Annotated in this window: 14 protein-coding genes and 1 riboswitch; of the genes, 8 read left to right on the forward strand and 6 right to left on the reverse strand. The window is 56.8% G+C overall.

The features are described from left to right. Positions 1-85 precede the first annotated feature (85 nt). The gene (gene trhP / locus BH714_RS11130) at positions 86-1,447 is read left to right on the forward strand and encodes a prephenate-dependent tRNA uridine(34) hydroxylase TrhP (protein WP_014170855.1); all 1,362 of its coding nucleotides are present in this window, start codon (positions 86-88) and stop codon (positions 1,445-1,447) included. A 248-nt stretch (positions 1,448-1,695) separates the two neighbouring features. Further along, positions 1,696-2,595 (forward strand): lipid kinase YegS, encoded by a 900-nt coding sequence (gene yegS / locus BH714_RS11135; RefSeq protein WP_040017963.1) that lies wholly within the window; start codon positions 1,696-1,698, stop codon positions 2,593-2,595. 54 nt (positions 2,596-2,649) lie between these two features. Here yegS and fbaB read toward each other — a convergent pair whose 3' ends face one another. Further along, complete coding sequence (gene fbaB, locus BH714_RS11140; RefSeq protein ID WP_014170857.1) at positions 2,650-3,702, reverse strand: class I fructose-bisphosphate aldolase; 1,053 nt, start codon at positions 3,700-3,702, stop codon at positions 2,650-2,652. Positions 3,703-3,953: 251 nt separating this feature from the next. On the opposite strand from fbaB, the gene BH714_RS11145 reads away from it, so the two are divergent. From BH714_RS11145 to BH714_RS11155, 3 genes are read left to right on the forward strand one after another with little or no spacing between them, the layout of a single operon-like run. Further along, on the forward strand, positions 3,954-5,231 hold the full coding sequence (locus tag BH714_RS11145; protein WP_020883238.1) for a nucleoside permease: 1,278 nt from the start codon (positions 3,954-3,956) through the stop codon (positions 5,229-5,231). Next, positions 5,228-6,232 carry an ADP-ribosylglycohydrolase family protein gene (locus tag BH714_RS11150; protein ID WP_040017964.1) on the forward strand — a complete coding sequence of 335 codons (1,005 nt, stop codon included), beginning with the start codon at positions 5,228-5,230 and terminating at the stop codon, positions 6,230-6,232. The genes BH714_RS11145 and BH714_RS11150 overlap by 4 nt, the downstream gene beginning before the upstream one ends. Then, positions 6,229-7,182 carry a PfkB family carbohydrate kinase gene (locus tag BH714_RS11155; RefSeq protein ID WP_040017966.1) on the forward strand — a complete coding sequence of 318 codons (954 nt, stop codon included), beginning with the start codon at positions 6,229-6,231 and terminating at the stop codon, positions 7,180-7,182. Before BH714_RS11150 ends, BH714_RS11155 begins: the two co-directional genes overlap by 4 nt. On the opposite strand, the gene BH714_RS11160 is transcribed toward BH714_RS11155, so the two are convergent. The 3 genes from BH714_RS11160 to thiM are packed head-to-tail and all read right to left on the reverse strand — an operon-like array spanning position 7,156 to position 9,512. After that, positions 7,156-7,902, reverse strand: coding sequence for a GntR family transcriptional regulator (locus BH714_RS11160; protein ID WP_014170861.1), 747 nt, complete (start codon positions 7,900-7,902; stop codon positions 7,156-7,158). The two genes, BH714_RS11155 and BH714_RS11160, sit on opposite strands and share 27 nt — an antisense overlap. Before the next feature lie 42 nt (positions 7,903-7,944). Next, positions 7,945-8,745: a bifunctional hydroxymethylpyrimidine kinase/phosphomethylpyrimidine kinase gene (gene thiD / locus BH714_RS11165; protein ID WP_040017968.1), complete on the reverse strand. Its 801-nt coding sequence runs from the start codon at positions 8,743-8,745 to the stop codon at positions 7,945-7,947. Continuing rightward, positions 8,742-9,512 (reverse strand): hydroxyethylthiazole kinase, encoded by a 771-nt coding sequence (gene thiM / locus BH714_RS11170; RefSeq protein ID WP_040017969.1) that lies wholly within the window; start codon positions 9,510-9,512, stop codon positions 8,742-8,744. The genes thiD and thiM overlap by 4 nt, the downstream gene beginning before the upstream one ends. 35 nt (positions 9,513-9,547) lie before the next feature. After that, positions 9,548-9,644: riboswitch (TPP riboswitch) on the reverse strand. A gap of 493 nt (positions 9,645-10,137) precedes the next feature. Between thiM and BH714_RS11175 the strand changes: the two genes are divergently transcribed. Both BH714_RS11175 and BH714_RS11180 read left to right on the forward strand, forming a co-directional pair. After that, positions 10,138-11,514, forward strand: coding sequence for a diaminobutyrate--2-oxoglutarate transaminase (locus BH714_RS11175; RefSeq protein WP_014170865.1), 1,377 nt, complete (start codon positions 10,138-10,140; stop codon positions 11,512-11,514). An 18-nt stretch (positions 11,515-11,532) separates the two neighbouring features. Continuing rightward, positions 11,533-12,999, forward strand: a complete 1,467-nt coding sequence (locus BH714_RS11180) for a pyridoxal phosphate-dependent decarboxylase family protein (protein ID WP_040017970.1) — start codon at positions 11,533-11,535, stop codon at positions 12,997-12,999. Positions 13,000-13,035: 36 nt separating this feature from the next. On the opposite strand, the gene BH714_RS11185 is transcribed toward BH714_RS11180, so the two are convergent. Both BH714_RS11185 and BH714_RS11190 read right to left on the reverse strand, forming a co-directional pair. After that, complete coding sequence (locus BH714_RS11185; RefSeq protein WP_040017971.1) at positions 13,036-13,551, reverse strand: protein disulfide oxidoreductase; 516 nt, start codon at positions 13,549-13,551, stop codon at positions 13,036-13,038. 70 nt (positions 13,552-13,621) lie between these two features. Then, a complete protein-coding gene (locus tag BH714_RS11190; protein WP_160890458.1) occupies positions 13,622-14,542 on the reverse strand; it encodes a LysR family transcriptional regulator in 921 nt (306 codons plus the stop codon). 122 nt (positions 14,543-14,664) lie between these two features. Here BH714_RS11190 and BH714_RS11195 point away from each other — a divergent pair, with 122 nt between their 5' ends. Then, entirely contained in the window at positions 14,665-16,443 is a 1,779-nt protein-coding gene (locus BH714_RS11195) for an adenine deaminase (protein ID WP_040017973.1), read from the forward strand. Positions 16,444-16,459: the final 16 nt, after the last annotated feature.

The following is a 16,459-nucleotide window of genomic DNA, read 5'->3' on the forward strand; positions in this document are numbered from 1 at the left end:
ATGCCCGCCCTTAAAGTGGGGGATCTCCCCTTACCGCTGCACCTGGTGCATGCGGATCTGACCTGTCATCAGAACGAGAACAAACATGTTTAAACCGGAACTCCTTTCCCCGGCGGGAACGCTGCAAAATATGCGTTACGCTTTCGCCTATGGCGCTGACGCCGTCTATGCTGGCCAGCCGCGCTACTCGCTGCGCGTGCGTAACAATGAATTCAACCACGAGAACCTGCAGCTCGGCATTAACGAAGCACATGCCCTGGGCAAAAAATTCTACGTGGTGGTCAACATTGCGCCGCATAACGCCAAGTTGAAAACGTTCATCCGCGATCTGAAGCCGGTGGTTGATATGGGACCGGACGCGCTGATCATGTCGGACCCGGGTTTAATCATGCTGGTTCGGGAGAACTTCCCGGAGATGGATATTCACCTCTCCGTTCAGGCCAACGCCGTTAACTGGGCAACGGTGAAATTCTGGAAACAGATGGGGTTGACCCGCGTCATTCTGTCTCGTGAACTTTCGCTGGAAGAGATTGAAGAAATCCGCACGCAGGTGCCGGATATGGAAATCGAAATCTTCGTTCACGGCGCGCTGTGCATGGCCTACTCCGGTCGTTGCCTGCTCTCGGGATACATCAACAAGCGTGACCCGAACCAGGGTACCTGCACCAACGCCTGCCGCTGGGAATATAACGTTCAGGAAGGCAAAGAAGACGACATCGGCAATATCGTCCACAAACATGAGCCGATCCCGGTGACCAACGTGGAGCCAACCTTAGGCATCGGCGCGCCAACTGACAGCGTGTTCATGATTGAAGAGGCCAAACGTCCGGGTGAGTACATGACCGCCTTTGAAGACGAGCATGGCACTTACATCATGAACTCCAAAGACCTGCGTGCGATTGCGCACGTTGAGCGTCTGACGCAGATGGGCGTGCATTCCCTGAAAATTGAAGGCCGTACCAAGTCCTACTACTACTGCGCGCGTACTGCTCAGGTGTACCGTAAAGCCATCGACGATGCCGCTGCCGGCAAGCCGTTCGATACCAGCCTGCTGGAAACCCTGGAAGGCCTGGCGCATCGCGGTTATACCGAAGGCTTCCTGCGTCGTCACACCCATGACGATTACCAGAACTACGAACATGGCTATTCCGTTTCCGAGCGCCAGCAGTTTGTCGGTGATTTTACCGGTGAGCGCAAAGGTGCGCTGGCCGCCGTGGCGGTGAAGAACAAATTCACCAAAGGCGACAGCCTGGAGTTGATGACCCCGCAGGGCAACATGAACTTCACCCTGGAACATCTGGAAAACGGTAAAGGCGAAGCAATTGACGTGGCGCCAGGCAACGGCCATACCGTCTGGCTGCCGGTACCCGAAGAAGTGGAGCTGGAGTTTGCGCTGCTGATGCGTAATTTCAACGGTGAAAGTACCCGTAACCCGCACAGTAAATAGTCAAGCAGGGAAATTTTTTCGCGCTGGGATAATTCTTAGAATCGGATCACATACCGCTTCGTTCAATACGGGTATTATCCCCCCGCTGAAAAACATAACCCATAAATGCTAGCTGTACCAGGAACCACCTCCTTAGCCTGCGTAATCTCCCTTACGCGGGCTTATTTTTTCCCTTTCATCCTGTTCTTACCCGCTTTCTTCCTCCCTGCTATACACTCTTACTAACGCTAAAAAAGGGAGCAGCGCGGATGGCAATCTATCCAGACAGTTTATTGATTCTCAATGGCAAAAGTGCGGGCAACGATTTGTTGCGCCAGGCAGTGATGGATTTGCGTGAAGACGGTGCGCGTATACACGTACGAGTGACGTGGGAAAAAGGTGATGCGGCACGCTATATCGACGAAGGCCTGAAGCTCGGGGTCGAAACCATTATTTCTGGCGGGGGCGATGGCACCATTAATGAAATTGCTGGCGCTCTGATAGATCTTCCTGCAACCGACCGCCCGGTGATGGGCATTTTGCCGCTCGGTACGGCCAACGATTTCGCCACCAGCGCCGGCATCCCCGAAGAACTGGGAAAAGCCCTGCAGCTGGCTATCCTCGGCAAAGCCACCGCCGTGGATATTGCTCAGGTGAATGAAAAAACCTGTTTTATTAATATGGCGACCGGTGGATTCGGGACGCGCATTACCAGCGAAACCCCTGAAAAGCTGAAGGCAGCGCTGGGCGGCGTCTCGTATCTGATCCATGGCCTGATGCGTATGGATACCCTGAAGCCGGACCGCTGTGAGATTCACGGCGAGAACTTTCAGTGGCAGGGTGATGCGCTGGTGATTGGTATCGGCAATGGCCGTCAGGCCGGTGGCGGACAGCAGTTATGCCCGGAGGCGCTGATCAATGATGGTCAGTTACAGCTGCGTATTTTCACGGGTGATGGCCTGCTGCCTGCGCTGTTTACCACCCTGACCCAGCCAGAGGAGAGCCCGAATATTATTGCCGGTAAATCCGCGTGGTTTGAAGTGAATGCCCCACACGGCATGACGTTTAATCTTGACGGAGAGCCGCTGAGCGGGAAGCAGTTCCGCATTGAGGTGTTACCGGGCGCGCTACAGTGCCGGCTGCCACCGGACTGCCAGCTTCTGCGTTGACAGTGTGGCCGGGCGGCGGTAACGCCTGACCCGGCCAGCGTTTTACAAAAAGTCTTAAGCGATAGTCACTTTGCTGTCCAGGTACACATCCTGCACGGCATTGATCAGCTTCACGCCGTCAGCCATCGATTTTTTAAACGCCTTACGGCCCAGGATCAGCCCCATACCGCCCGCGCGCTTATTGATAACCGCCGTGCGCACCGCATCGGAGAGATCGGTGTCGCCACCCGCCGCACCACCGGAGTTAATTAACCCGGCACGTCCCATATAGCAGTTCGCCAGCTGATAACGCACCAGGTCGATAGGGTTTTCGCTGGTCAGTTTGCTGTAGACCCGGTCATCGGTGTAACCGAAGTTTACCGCTTTATAACCGCCGTTATTTTCCGCCATCTTCTGCTTCACAATATCCGCGCCAATGGTCGCCGCCAGATGGTTCGCCTGGCCGGTCAGGTCGGCAGAAACGTGGTAGTCCACTCCGTCTTTCTTAAATGCGGAGTTACGCAGATACGCCCACAGAACGGTGACCATACCCAGCTCATGCGCGCGTTCGAAGGCAGCAGAAATTTCTTCAATCTGGCGACGTGACTGCTCAGAACCAAAGTAGATCGTCGCCCCGACCGCGACCGCGCCCATATTGAACGCCTGCTCTACGCTGGCGTAAAGCGTCTGATCGTATTCGGTCGGGTAGCTCAGGGTTTCGTTGTGATTCAGTTTGACGAGGAATGGAATGCGGTGGGCATAGCGACGCGATACGGAGGCCAGTACGCCATAGGTGGACGCCACGCAGTTACAGCCCGCTTCTATCGCCAGTTCGACGATGTTCTTCGGATCGAAATACAGCGGGTTCGCCGCAAAGGAGGCGCCCGCGGAGTGCTCAACGCCCTGGTCAACCGGCAGAATAGAAAGATAACCGGTTCCCCCCAGTCGGCCGGTATTATAGAGGGTCTGCATATTTCGCAGTACCGCAGGCGGACGGTTGTTATCAACCATCACGCGGTCGACGTAATCGTGGCCAGGCAGATAAAGCTGGTCGGCTGGAATGGTCATACAACGATGCTGTAAAAGGCTGTCGGCGTCTTTGCCAAGCAACTGCGCAATATCAGTCATGTGATGCTCCCGTAAGCCCGACGTAATGTCGGTGAGTGTTTATCCAGACCCATAGCGTTATGGGCAGACTAAGCCTGGTACCGACTTAACAGATTTTCCACCATTTGCATTTTTTTTCAGCACAATCTGCTGGCTCGATTCGTGTACAACAAAACTGTTACATTGATCAAACAATCACCGCAAAGGTATTTAAAAGGTATTATTAAGTGGTATGTTAAAGGCGTACCCTCTCTGACATGCAGGATTAAACAATGAAAACGAAAGTCCAACTGTCATTCATGATGTTTGTTGAATGGTTTATCTGGGGCGCGTGGTTTGTACCGCTGTGGCTGTGGCTGAGCAAAAGCGGTTTTACCGCCGGGGAAATTGGCTGGTCTTATGCCTGTACCGCGATTGCCGCGATCCTCTCCCCCATTCTGGTGGGTTCACTGACCGACCGCTTTTTCGCTGCGCAGAAAGTACTGGCCGTACTGATGTTCGCCGGTGCCATTGTGATGTACTTCGCCGCACAGCAAACCCAGTTCAGTACCTTTTTCCCGCTGCTGCTGATTTACTCCCTGACCTATATGCCGACCATTGCGCTGACCAACAGTATTGCCTTCGCCAATGTGGATGATGTGGAGGCTGATTTCCCGCGTATCCGCGTGATGGGCACCCTTGGCTGGATCGCCTCGGGACTGGCGTGCGGTTTTCTGCCGCAGATGATGGGCTATAACGACATTTCCGATACCAATATTCCGCTGCTGATGACGGCGGGCAGCTCCGCCCTGCTCGGTGTCTTTGCGCTGTTCCTGCCGAACACCCCGCCGAAGAGTACCGGCAAGATGGATTTCAAAGTCATGCTGGGGCTGGATGCGCTGATCCTGCTGCGCGATAAAAACTTCCTGGTGTTCTTCTTCTGCTCATTCCTGTTCGCGATGCCGCTGGCCTTTTATTACATCTTTGCCAACGGCTATCTCACCGAAGTGGGGATGAAAAACGCCACCGGCTGGATGACGCTCGGCCAGTTCTCCGAAATCTTCTTTATGCTGGCGCTGCCGTTCTTCACCAAACGCTTTGGTATTAAGAAGGTCTTGCTGCTGGGCCTGCTCACCGCCGCCATCCGCTATGGCTTCTTTGTTTACGGTGGTGCCGACCAGTACTTCACCTATGCCCTGCTGTTCCTCGGCATTCTGCTGCATGGCGTGAGCTACGACTTCTACTATGTGACCGCGTATATCTACGTGGATAAAAAAGCGCCGGTGCATATGCGCACCGCCGCACAAGGCCTGATTACGCTGTGCTGTCAGGGGTTTGGTAGCCTGTTAGGTTACCGCCTGGGCGGCGTGATGATGGAAAAAATGTTCGCATACAAAGAGCCGGTGAATGGGTTGACCTTCAACTGGGCCGGAATGTGGGCATTCGGAGGGATCATGATTGCCGTGATCGCCGTGCTGTTTATGCTGTTTTTCCGCGAATCGGACAAAGAGATCACCGCAATTGAGGTGGTTGAAGGCGATACCGCGCTGACACGAGGGGAAGTTAAATGAAACAAGAACGTGTTCTCGGTGCCCTTTACGGGCAAGCGTTAGGGGATGCGATGGGCATGCCGTCGGAGCTTTGGCCGAGAAAGCGCGTCAAAGCACACTTCGGCTGGATCGACCGTTTTTTACCCGGACCGGCTGAAAATAACGCCGCCTGCTATTTTAAGCAGGCAGAATTCACCGACGATACGTCAATGGCGTTATGCCTGGCGGATGCGATTATCGAATGCGACGGGCAGATCAACGCAGATGTTATCGGCAAACATATTCTGCACTGGGCGGAATCGTTCGATGCGTTTAACAAGAATGTGTTAGGCCCGACATCGAAGATTGCGCTTAACGCCATTCGTGACGGCATGCCGGTCAGTGAACTGGAAAACAACGGCGTCACCAACGGTGCGGCGATGCGCGCCTCTCCTCTGGGCTGCCTGCTGCCGGCCACGCGTCTGGAACACTTTGTCGCAGAGGTAGCGCTGGCCTCCAGCCCGACCCATAAATCCGACCTCGCGATTGCCGGCGCGGTGGTGATAGCCTGGGCAGTGTCGCGTGCCATTGACGGTGAACGCTGGCAGAACATCGTCGATGCCCTGCCAGGCATTGCCCGCTACGCACAGGAAGCGAAAACAACCACCTTCAGCGCATCGCTGGCGGCACGGATTGAGCTCGCCCTTAAGACCGTGCGTGAAGCCAACGGCATCGATTCCGCCAGCGAGCAGGTTTACCAGCTTATTGGCGCGGGCACCAGCACGCTTGAGTCGGTTCCAGCGGCGATTGCGATGGTCGAACTGGCAGGCACCGACCCGAACCGCTGCGCCATTTTGTGCGCCAACCTCGGCGGTGATACGGACACCATCGGCGCGATGGCGACGGCAATCTGCGGTGCGCTTCACGGCGTACAGGCGATTGACCCGGCGTACAAGGAGGAACTCGACGCCGTAAACCGCCTCGACTTTAACCACTACTGTGAAAAACTGCTGCACTTCCGGGAGCAAAGGGAGGGCGTATGAGTGCTTTTGCTGCACGCCTTGAAACACTGCACGCCACTCGCCCGGTCACGGTGCTGGGTGCCGCGGTCATCGACGTGATCGCTGACGCCTATGCCCTGCCCTGGCGCGGGTGTGATATCGAACTTAAACAACAGGGTGTCAATATCGGCGGCTGTGCGCTGAATATTGCTATTGCGCTGAAACGGCTCGGGATCGCCGCGCAAAACGCGCTCCCCGTCGGCCATGGAGTGTGGGCAGACATCATCCGTAACGCCATGGCCAAACAGGATCTGCACAGCGTCGTCGAAGTAGAAACGGGCGACAACGGCTGGTGTCTGGCGCTGGTCGAACCGGACGGTGAGCGGACCTTTATGTCGTTTAGCGGCGTGGAGAACCAGTGGCAACAGCGCTGGCTGGATGCGCTGAACGTGCCGCCTGAAAGCCTGGTCTACCTCTCAGGCTATCAGCTGGCGTCACCGTGCGGAGAGCGTCTGACGGCCTGGCTGGAGGGCCTGGAAAACGTTACCGCGTTTATCGACTTTGGGCCGCGTATTGCCGATATCCCTGATGCGCTGATGGCGCGGATCATGGCCTGTAAGCCGATGGTATCGCTTAATCGCCAGGAAGCGGAGATGGCAGCGGGACGATTTGGCATGGAAGCTGAAACACTCGGCCCGCAGTGGCTACAGCGTTTTGGTTCTGCGCTGATTATTCGCCACGATAAAGACGGTGCCGCCTGGTTTGAGGGTGATAAATCGGGCTACGTTCCGGCGTTTCCCGCAACCGTCGTCGACACGATCGGTGCGGGCGACAGCCACGCCGGTGGCACGCTTGCCGGGCTGGCGGCAGGATGGTCGCTGGCTGATGCCGTTACGCTTGGCAATGCAGTGGCGGCCTGGGTCGTTAGCCACCGCGGCGGCGACTGCGCGCCAGGGCGCGAGGCGTTACTCCTCGCACACAAAGACGTATAAATCGCTACGGCAGTAGCTGATGCTGAACTCAATGGGCCGGTTCTGCTGATCAAGTGCAACCTGCTTGATCACCAGCACCGGGATTTTGTCATCCATGCGGATATGCGTCTGAAACTCGCTGTCCGGCATGCGGGCACTGACGCGTGAGCGGGTGCGTTGCGGGAAGATATTCTGGCTACGGAAGTAGTCATACAGGGAAATCCCAATTGCATCCGGATCGTGAATCAACCCTACCGGCACCCAGGACTCCTCAATCGATACGGCGTCATCATCCACATAGCGGATGCGCTTAAGCAAAAAGACCTCGCTCTCCGGCGGCACTGACAGCTGGCTGGCCACCTCTTCCGGGCATTTCACCACCCGTTTATTCACCCACAGCGTGTTGGGCTTTTTGCCGCGCAGCACCACCTGCTGAGAAAAACCGCGCGCTTCCTTGAGCGAGTATTCAAAGATGTTATTGATTTGCGTCCCGTAGCCGCGGGCGCGCGTCACTACGCCCTCGGCTTCCAGAGCCTGCATCGCTTTGCGCACGGTAATGCGCGACACGCCGGTTAACTGACTGAGATCGCGCTCGCCGGGCAGTATATTCCCATGCTCCAGCACCCCGTTGCGTACCGCGTTTTTTACCGTTTCGGCAAATTTCAGATACAGCGGCGTGTTGTCCGGGGCGGCAATGCGTTCATTCAGTTGGTCGATTAACCGGGTATGCGCTTGTTCCATCTCTGTTTTTCTCAGGCCTGGTGTGTGTTGCCAGTATACGGCTTACCACCAGGCATGAAAATGGTGTACCGGACCAATACCGTGACCAACCTCGAGAGTATCGGCTTTTGCCAGCGCTTCGGAGAGCCAGATTTTAGCGTCGCGGACCGTATCCCCCCAGTTGTCACGACGGGGGCGCAAAGCCGCCAGCGCGGCAGAGAGCGTGCAGCCGGTCCCGTGGGTGTTTTTGGTCTGTACCCGCGGGGCCGTGAAACGCAGCGCACCGTCGTGGGTAAACAACCAGTCAGGGCTTTCTTCATCATCAAGATGACCGCCTTTCATCAGCACGGCACCGCAGCCCATCGCCAGGAGCGCATTCCCCTGCTCTTTCATTTCGCGCTCATTTTGCGCGTGCGGCGCATCCAGCAGCGCAGCGGCTTCAGGCAGATTAGGCGTGATAAGCGCCACCTGCGGCAGCAGCTTACTTCGCAGCGTCTCGACGGCGGAGGCGGACAGCAGCGGGTCACCGCTTTTTGCCAGCATCACGGTATCCAGCACCACGTTTTGTACCTGGTAACGTTTAAGCCGTTCTGCCACCGCTTCAACAATGTCGGTCTCGGCCAGCATCCCAATCTTGGTGGTGTCGATTCGTACATCGCTGAAAACCGAATCCAGCTGTGCGGCGACAAAGTCCGGCTCAATGCGGTAAACCGACTGCACGCCACGCGTATTTTGCGCCACCAGCGCGGTAATCACCGAGCAGCCGTACGCCCCGAGTGCGGAGAACGTTTTCAAATCAGCCTGAATGCCCGCGCCGCCGCTTGGGTCGGTACCGGCAATGGTAAGGGCGTTAATCCGATTCATGCCCGTTCCTCCAGAGTGTAGAGCGCGTCGAGGAACGCGCTGGCAAAACTGCCGGGACCAACAGACCGGGCGACGGCCGCCGTTCCGGCACGTTTCATCCATCCGCAAGCGGCGGCAATGTTATCCAGCCGGTCACCGGGAAGCGAGCAGCTCGCCGCCACGACTGCCGAGAGCGCGCATCCCGTTCCCACCACGCGGGTCATCATCGGGTCACCGCCCACTACCGTGCGGGTGCGCTGCCCGTCGGTGACGTAATCCCGTTCACCGGTGACCACCACAATGGCATTCGTCTGGCGAGCCAGCGCCTGCGCGGCAGGCAACGCAGCCGCCGCCGTGTCGGTGGTATCGACGCCGCGCCCGCCCGCACTCATCCCGGCAAGGGCGAGAATTTCCGAGGCATTGCCGCGAATGGCCGCCGGTTTCAGGGCGAGGATTTGGTGGCAAAAACGGGTGCGGAACGTCAGCGCCCCTACGGCAACCGGGTCAAGCGTCCAGGGTTTCCCTGCGGCCACTGCACGCTCAATCGCCCGGCGCATCGACTGGGCGCGCGGCGCCGTCAGCGTCCCGACGTTAATCAGCAGGGCATCTGCGAGCGCGGCAAACTGCTCGGCCTCTTCGGCTTCAATCACCATAGCCGGAGAAGCGCCAAGCGCCAGTAACACATTGGCCGTAAAGGTCTGTACCACATCGTTGGTCATACAGTGGGTAAGTGGGGAACGGGTTCGAAACTGATGTAAAACGTGTAAATCGAGCAGGTCAGGCTGCATGGTATCGCTCCTGCCGTGCGTGAAGAAGCGATGACCGGGAAGGCATCTGACTTCCCTACGCTGGCATTATCCAGATCAGGTAATACGGGTATTTCTCAGCCCATCAGTGATGGGGCACCCCGAGTCATTGGTAAGAATTCACTTACATTTGGCAGATTAGGGGAAGAGTACCAGTGATGCAAGACCTGTTGATTTCTCGCTTTCACGATTTTGTTATACCAATCAGATGTAATGAGAAGCCTGTAACCGCTATGTCCGGGAATAAAAACAACCTGTCGTGACCCCGGTATTTTGCAGGTAATGTCGAGATAATGCGCTTAAAGGGCCTATCTGCCCCCCTTAACGTCCCTCAATGGCACGATTTGTCACACACTTTTCTCTCTTTTTACAGTCCTGACAAAATACGCGTAACCGGCTGTTTTTGTTTGGCATAAAGCGCAATTTTTATTCTTAAAATGAGGATATTCCCTCCCCCGTACCGCATGTCATAAAACAGTAAACAAATTAACCATTGAGCCTCGTGACAAAAGGCTCTATATTGGCGGCGTTTTTTTCAGGCCCCCATCTGTTTTTTAACTTTTTATTCAATCGTTGCTCATAACGAAGCGGCGGTTGTAGGAGTGATATGATGACGGATAAAGTCCGTATTGACACCGTAGATGCCCACAAAAGCAACGAAACCTATCTGGCCCGTCAGGCCGAGTTTGAATCTAACGTCAGGAGTTATCCGCGCAAACTGCCTTTAGCAATCACTAAAGCAGAAGGCGTGTGGATCACCGATGCAGACAATAAAGAATACCTTGACTGTTTAGCAGGCGCAGGCACCCTTGCGCTTGGACATAACCATCCTGATGTGCTGAAAAGCATCCAAAATGTCATTACCAGCGGCTTGCCGTTACATACTCTGGATCTGACTACGCCTCTGAAAGACGCGTTCTCAGAATATCTGCTCTCTCTGCTGCCTGGTCAGGGCAAAGAGTACTGCCTGCAGTTCACCGGTCCATCCGGTGCTGATGCCGTTGAAGCAGCGCTGAAACTGGCGAAAAAAGTGACCGGTCGTAGCGGTATCATCAGCTTCTCTGGTGGTTACCACGGTATGACTCACGGCGCACTGGCCGTTACCGGCAACCTGTCTCCGAAAGAAGCGGTTAACGGTATGATGCCAGAAGTGCAGTTCATGCCTTACCCACACCAGTACCGTTGCCCACTGGGTATCGGCGGTGAAGCGGGTGTGAAAGCGCTGACCTACTATTTCGAAAACCTGATCAACGACGTTGAAAGCGGCGTGCGTAAACCTGCGGCAGTGATCCTTGAAGCCGTTCAGGGTGAAGGCGGCGTGAACCCGGCTCCGGTTGAGTGGCTGCAGCGCATCCGTAAAGTGACTCAGGAACACGGCATTCTGCTGATCCTCGACGAAGTTCAGGCTGGCTTTGCCCGTACCGGTAAATTCTTCGCCTTCGAACACGCGGGCATTGAGCCAGACATCATCGTGATGTCTAAAGCGGTTGGCGGCGGTCTGCCACTGGCGGTACTCGGCATCAAAAAACAGTTCGATGCGTGGGCACCAGGCCACCACACCGGTACCTTCCGCGGCAACCAGCTGGCAATGGCAACCGGTCTGACAACGCTGAAAATCCTGAAAGACCAGAATATCGCGGGCAAAGTGGCCGCGCAGGGCGAATGGCTGAAAGGCCAGCTGAACGAGATGGCGAAACGCTATCCGGTTATCGGTCACGTTCGCGGCCTGGGCATGATGATCGGGATTGAGATCGTTAAGCCACACGAAGCGGCAGACCACATGGGTTGCTACCCGGGTGATGGCGAGCTGTCTGCACTGATTCAGAAGAAGTGCTTCGAAGCCGGCCTGATTCTGGAGCGCGGTGGTCGCAACGGTATTGTTCTGCGTCTGCTGCCTTCCCTGCTGATCAGCGATGATGAGCTGAAAGTCTTCCTGGATAAATTCGAGCAGGCGCTGCTTGCTGCGGGCGTTCGCCCGGCGTAACCGGAGTTGTTGAACACGATGTCAGATTCAAACCCAATTTTGTTCTCCTCTGCGCAGAGCATTGAAGCTTACCAGCAGGCGATTGAACAAAGCACTCAGGCTGTGATGCAGTGGCTGAAACAGCCTGAGATGTATCAGGGCAAAACGGTCGCGGAACTGCGCGACCGTATTAAGCTGGATTTCAACCCGAAAGGGCTGGGCAACGAAGCGGCGATTGAACGCGCCGTGGAGTTCTTCCTGAAAGACAGCCTGTCCGTTCATCACCCGCAGTGTGTGGCGCACCTGCACTGCCCAAGCCTGGTGGTTAGCCAGGCGGCGGAAGTACTGATTAACGCCACTAACCAGAGCATGGACTCCTGGGATCAAAGCCCGTCCGCAACCATCATTGAGATCAAGCTGATCGAATGGCTGCGTACCCGCGTGGGTTATCAGGCTGGCGACGCCGGTGTGTTCACCAGCGGCGGCACGCAGAGCAACCTGATGGGTCTGATGCTGGCCCGTGATGCGTTCTTCGCGCGTCAGGGTCATTCCGTTCAGCAGGACGGCCTGGTTGGCGATCTGCGTAAAATCCGCGTGCTGTGCTCTGAAAACGCACACTTCTCCGTGCAGAAGAACATGGCGCTGATGGGTCTGGGCTACCAGTCCGTCGTGCAGGTGAAAACGGATGAATTCTCGCGCATGGATCTCAACGATCTGGCAGCGAAAATTGAGCAGTGCAATGCTAATGGCGAGCAGATCCTGGCGATTGTTGCTACTGCCGGTACTACCGATGCAGGTGCAATCGATCCGCTGCGTGCCATTGCTGAACTGGCGGCGAAACAGAATATCTGGGTACACGTTGATGCGGCCTGGGGCGGCGCGCTGCTGATGTCCGAGCAGTATCGTCACTATCTGGACGGTATCGAGCTGGTGGATTCCGTTACTCTGGACTTCCACAAGCAGTTCTTCCAGACCATCAGCTGCGGTGCGTTCCTGCTCAAAGAAGCGCGCCACTATGAGCTGATGCGCTATCAGGCGGCCTATCTGAACTCTGAGTTCGATGAAGAAGCTGGCGTGCCTAACCTGGTGTCCAAATCTCTGCAGACGACCCGTCGTTTCGACGCGCTGAAGCTGTGGATGAGCCTGGAAGCGCTGGGTCAGGAACAATACGCGGCGATCATCGATCACGGTGTTACGCTGGCACAGCAGGTTGCGGCTTACGTGAAAGAGCAGCCTGCTCTGGAACTGGTTATGCAGCCGCAGCTGGCAAGCGTACTGTTCCGCTTCCGTGGACAGGTACAGATGGACAACGCGGGTATCGCCCTGCTGAACCAGAAAATTGGTGATGCGCTGCTGGAATCCGGCCGTGCTAACGTCGGCGTGACCGAGCATAACGGCGTCACCTGCCTGAAGCTGACTCTGCTGAACCCAACCGTGACCCTGGAGGACATTAAAGTCCTGCTGTCGCTGGTTGAGCGTACCGCACAGGAAGTTCTGGCGAAGTAATATCCAGCCCCTCTTCCGCCGGAAGAGGGGCTCTCTTTACAGCCCTGCCCACCACAGTCTGAGCTTCATTCCCCAGTAACTTGTCCACCCCGTAGTAGTACTGACCACTTTCCCCTTCGACACGATCACCAGCGTCGGTGTTACGCTCACCTGCCACGCCTGCGACAGCGCACCGTTGGCATCGTTAACCACCGGCATGACCAGGTGTTTCTTGTCGACCCAGCGCGCCAGCTTTGCATCGTCGCCGGAACGCATGGCGATACTCACGACGTTGCCACCCTGTTCTGCCAGCGTATTGACCGAGGGCGTCGTAAACCGGCAGATGCTGCACCAGGTTGCCCATACGTATATCAGCAGCGGGCGTTCCTGGCTGAGTGCCGTTATATCGTGGCTCTTTCCGTCGATGCTGTGCATCGGTGCAGCGCTAAAGCTGGCGGGGAGTGTGGGCTTGCGGTATTGATCCACGCCCCACATTACGGCCAGCGCGAGCAGAAAGAAGATGATTCCTTCCCGCGCCCAGCGGCGCAGTCGACTGAATTTGCGGTTTTCCATTGTGACCTCTTGATGAATCGACGGTCATCTTAGCGAGCAATGCGCCATCACGCTGTAAAGAAGTGTCGGGTCATTTCGTTCGCAACGTGTCGGCCATCAGCGTAAAGCAGGATTCGATAAGCGGAGGAAGCGGCTGCGGGGCGCGCATTAACGCCACCGTGCGGGCCAGGGCCGGTTGTTGAAGATGTACCACCCTGAGCTGCGGGTCCTGGAGGTGCGTGGTATAGAGCTGCGGTAAAATCGCCACGGCGAGTTTCGAGCGCACCAGACCATACAAAGTTTCGATGTAGTCCACCTGATAGCGTGTCGGCAACGACAAACGGTGGCTTTCCGCGAGCGCCGCAACCAGACGCTGAATATTACCTTTTGAGAACACGGCGATATCCCGCCCTGCCAGTTGCTTCCAGGGCAGGTGCGCCGACGCGGCCAGCGGATCGTCGCTGTGAATGACCGCGACAAACGGGTCATCCTGTAAGGGAAACACGTTCAGCTGGTCGGGAACCGAGTTATCGAGCGCACCAATGCCGAAATCAATCTGCCCTTTCAGCAGCTGGGCCACCAGCGCATCGTTGGTTTGATCGTGAAATTCCACCCTGAGGCGGGGAAAAGCCTGCGCGAGCGTTCGGGGCAACAAGGGGAACAGCAGCGAACTCACGGAAGGGATCAGCCCGATACGCACCGTACCTTCTCCGCCCGCCTGAACAATGTGCTGCATGTCGTCAAACGCAAGCTGCGCCACGCTGAGCACCCGCTGCGCGTGCGGCAGGATGGCATTGCCAAGCTCCGTCAACGTCACGGCCGAGGCGGTCCGGTTAACCAGTTTGCCCCCAAGCACCGTCTCGATTTGCCGCAACGCACTGCTGAGCGCCGGCTGGCTGATAGCCAGTTTGCTGGCGGTATCAGTAAAATGACGCAGCTGCGCCAGAGTGACAAAATACTGTAGCTGTCGAAGAGAGAGCGCGGGCAAGCGCTGCCAGGGTTCCGTCATGATTATCCATTACACGCGTCACAGAATAACCCGGGGTTATCGGGCGATAAATTTTATCAGCTGGGCAAACGTTTGCCGTGTGCATAGAGTAGCGTCATTATTTTGATGCTGGAACTGTTAATTGCATGACTGCTGAAACCCGACGCCGCGCCGTTCAGGCTGCACGAGGCGAAATGCCCTTTGACCTGCTGCTCACCGATACCCGTATTGTGGATATGGTCACCGGGGAGATCCGCGAAGCGGATGTCGGTATCGTGGGATCACTGATTGCCAGCGTCCATCCGCGCGGCAGCCGCAACGACGCACATGAGACCCACGCGCTGAACAACCAGTTTCTGTCGCCAGGGCTGATGGATACCCACGTCCACCTTGAAAGCTCCCATCTTATGCCCGCCCGCTACGCGGAGATTGTGCTTGCACAGGGCACCACGGCGGTCTTCTGGGATCCGCATGAACTGGCCAACGTGCTGGGCATTGACGGCGTCCGTTTTGCCATTGAGGCCAGCCGCAATCTGCCGCTGCAGGTGATGGTCGCCGCGCCTTCAAGCGTGCCCTCAACGCCCGGCCTGGAAATGTCCGGGGCGGATTTTGCCGGAGACGAGATGAACACCCTGCTCGGCTGGCCGGAAGTGCGCGGTGTGGCTGAAGTGATGGACATGCACGGGGTGCTTAATGGCAGCCAGCGTATGCTTGAAATTATGCAGGCCGGACTCGACAGCGGAAAGCTGATTGAAGGCCATGCCCGCGGTCTCAGCGGTGCGGATTTACAGGCTTATCTGGCAGCAGGCGTGACTTCTGACCATGAGTTAACGTCGGCTGACGATGCGCTGGAAAAACTGCGTGCCGGGCTGACGCTGGAGATCCGCGGTTCGCACCCTTATCTGCTGCCCGATATTGTCAGCGCCCTGAAAACGCTCCCCCATCTTTCGTCTCACATCACGGTTTGCACCGATGATGTTCCGCCAGACATCCTCATGGAAAAAGGCGGGATTATCGCGCTGCTGAACCTGCTGATTGAACATGGATTAGCGGCCACCGACGCACTGCGTTTTGCAACGCTCAATGCGGCCATTCGCCTGCAGCGTAACGACCTGGGGCTGATTGCCGCCGGGCGTCGCGCGGATCTGGTGGTGTTTGACTCGCTGGATAAACTGACGGCGCGCCAGGTCTACGTCGCCGGAAAGCTGATTGCCCGGGACGGGGCAACGCTCGAACCCGTTGCTGATACGCCTCTTACGTTGCCGCGTGATACCGTACGGTTGTCTGCCCTGACCGCTGATGATTTTTGCATGCGTATTGGCAACGCGAACCATGGCGTGGCTCGCTTGCGCCACATCTGCGGCGCGCGCTTTACCCGCTGGGGTGAAACAGATGTGCAGGTGCGCAACGGGTGCGTGCAGATCCCGGACGGTTTTAGCCTGATCTGGGTTCAGCATCGCCATGCCCGTCATGCAGCAAAACCGCAAATTGCCCTGCTTGAAGGCTGGGGGGAACTGCGTGGGGCGATTGCCACCAGCTACTCGCACGACTCTCACAACCTGGTGGTTCTGGGCCGCGATCCGAACGATATGGCGCTGGCTGCCAATACGCTTATCAACAGCGGTGGTGGCATGGCGCTGGCGCAACAGGGTGACGTGATTGCCCACGTTGCCATGCCGATTGCGGGCATGCTGTCGGAACTGCCACCTGCCGAGCTGGCGCTGCAGTTCAGGACGCTGCGCGATCGCAGCAGTCTGATTGCCGACTGGGAACCGCCGTATCGTGTCTTTAAGGCCATCGAAGGAACCTGCCTTGCCTGTAATGCCGGGCCACATTTGACCGATCTTGGACTGACCGATGGCAGCACGCGCCAGATTGTCGATCCGCTGATTTCTTACCGGGAAACCCCGGACAACACACAATAATACCGAAGGAGAGCCG

Origin of the sequence: Enterobacter ludwigii, assembly GCF_001750725.1 — a bacterium.
Lineage (GTDB): Bacteria > Pseudomonadota > Gammaproteobacteria > Enterobacterales > Enterobacteriaceae > Enterobacter > Enterobacter ludwigii.

What these genes read in the sequence shown, in the direction of transcription:
- trhP (WP_014170855.1), top strand. Translation starts at nt 86, where the DNA reads ATGTTTAAACCGGAACTCCTTTCCCCGGCGGGAACGCTGCAAAATATG.
- yegS (WP_040017963.1), top strand. Translation starts at nt 1,696, where the DNA reads ATGGCAATCTATCCAGACAGTTTATTGATTCTCAATGGCAAAAGTGCG.
- fbaB (WP_014170857.1), bottom strand. Translation starts at nt 3,702, where the DNA reads ATGACTGATATTGCGCAGTTGCTTGGCAAAGACGCCGACAGCCTTTTA.
- BH714_RS11145 (WP_020883238.1), top strand. Translation starts at nt 3,954, where the DNA reads ATGAAAACGAAAGTCCAACTGTCATTCATGATGTTTGTTGAATGGTTT.
- BH714_RS11150 (WP_040017964.1), top strand. Translation starts at nt 5,228, where the DNA reads ATGAAACAAGAACGTGTTCTCGGTGCCCTTTACGGGCAAGCGTTAGGG.
- BH714_RS11155 (WP_040017966.1), top strand. Translation starts at nt 6,229, where the DNA reads ATGAGTGCTTTTGCTGCACGCCTTGAAACACTGCACGCCACTCGCCCG.
- BH714_RS11160 (WP_014170861.1), bottom strand. Translation starts at nt 7,902, where the DNA reads ATGGAACAAGCGCATACCCGGTTAATCGACCAACTGAATGAACGCATT.
- thiD (WP_040017968.1), bottom strand. Translation starts at nt 8,745, where the DNA reads ATGAATCGGATTAACGCCCTTACCATTGCCGGTACCGACCCAAGCGGC.
- thiM (WP_040017969.1), bottom strand. Translation starts at nt 9,512, where the DNA reads ATGCAGCCTGACCTGCTCGATTTACACGTTTTACATCAGTTTCGAACC.
- BH714_RS11175 (WP_014170865.1), top strand. Translation starts at nt 10,138, where the DNA reads ATGATGACGGATAAAGTCCGTATTGACACCGTAGATGCCCACAAAAGC.
- BH714_RS11180 (WP_040017970.1), top strand. Translation starts at nt 11,533, where the DNA reads ATGTCAGATTCAAACCCAATTTTGTTCTCCTCTGCGCAGAGCATTGAA.
- BH714_RS11185 (WP_040017971.1), bottom strand. Translation starts at nt 13,551, where the DNA reads ATGGAAAACCGCAAATTCAGTCGACTGCGCCGCTGGGCGCGGGAAGGA.
- BH714_RS11195 (WP_040017973.1), top strand. Translation starts at nt 14,665, where the DNA reads ATGACTGCTGAAACCCGACGCCGCGCCGTTCAGGCTGCACGAGGCGAA.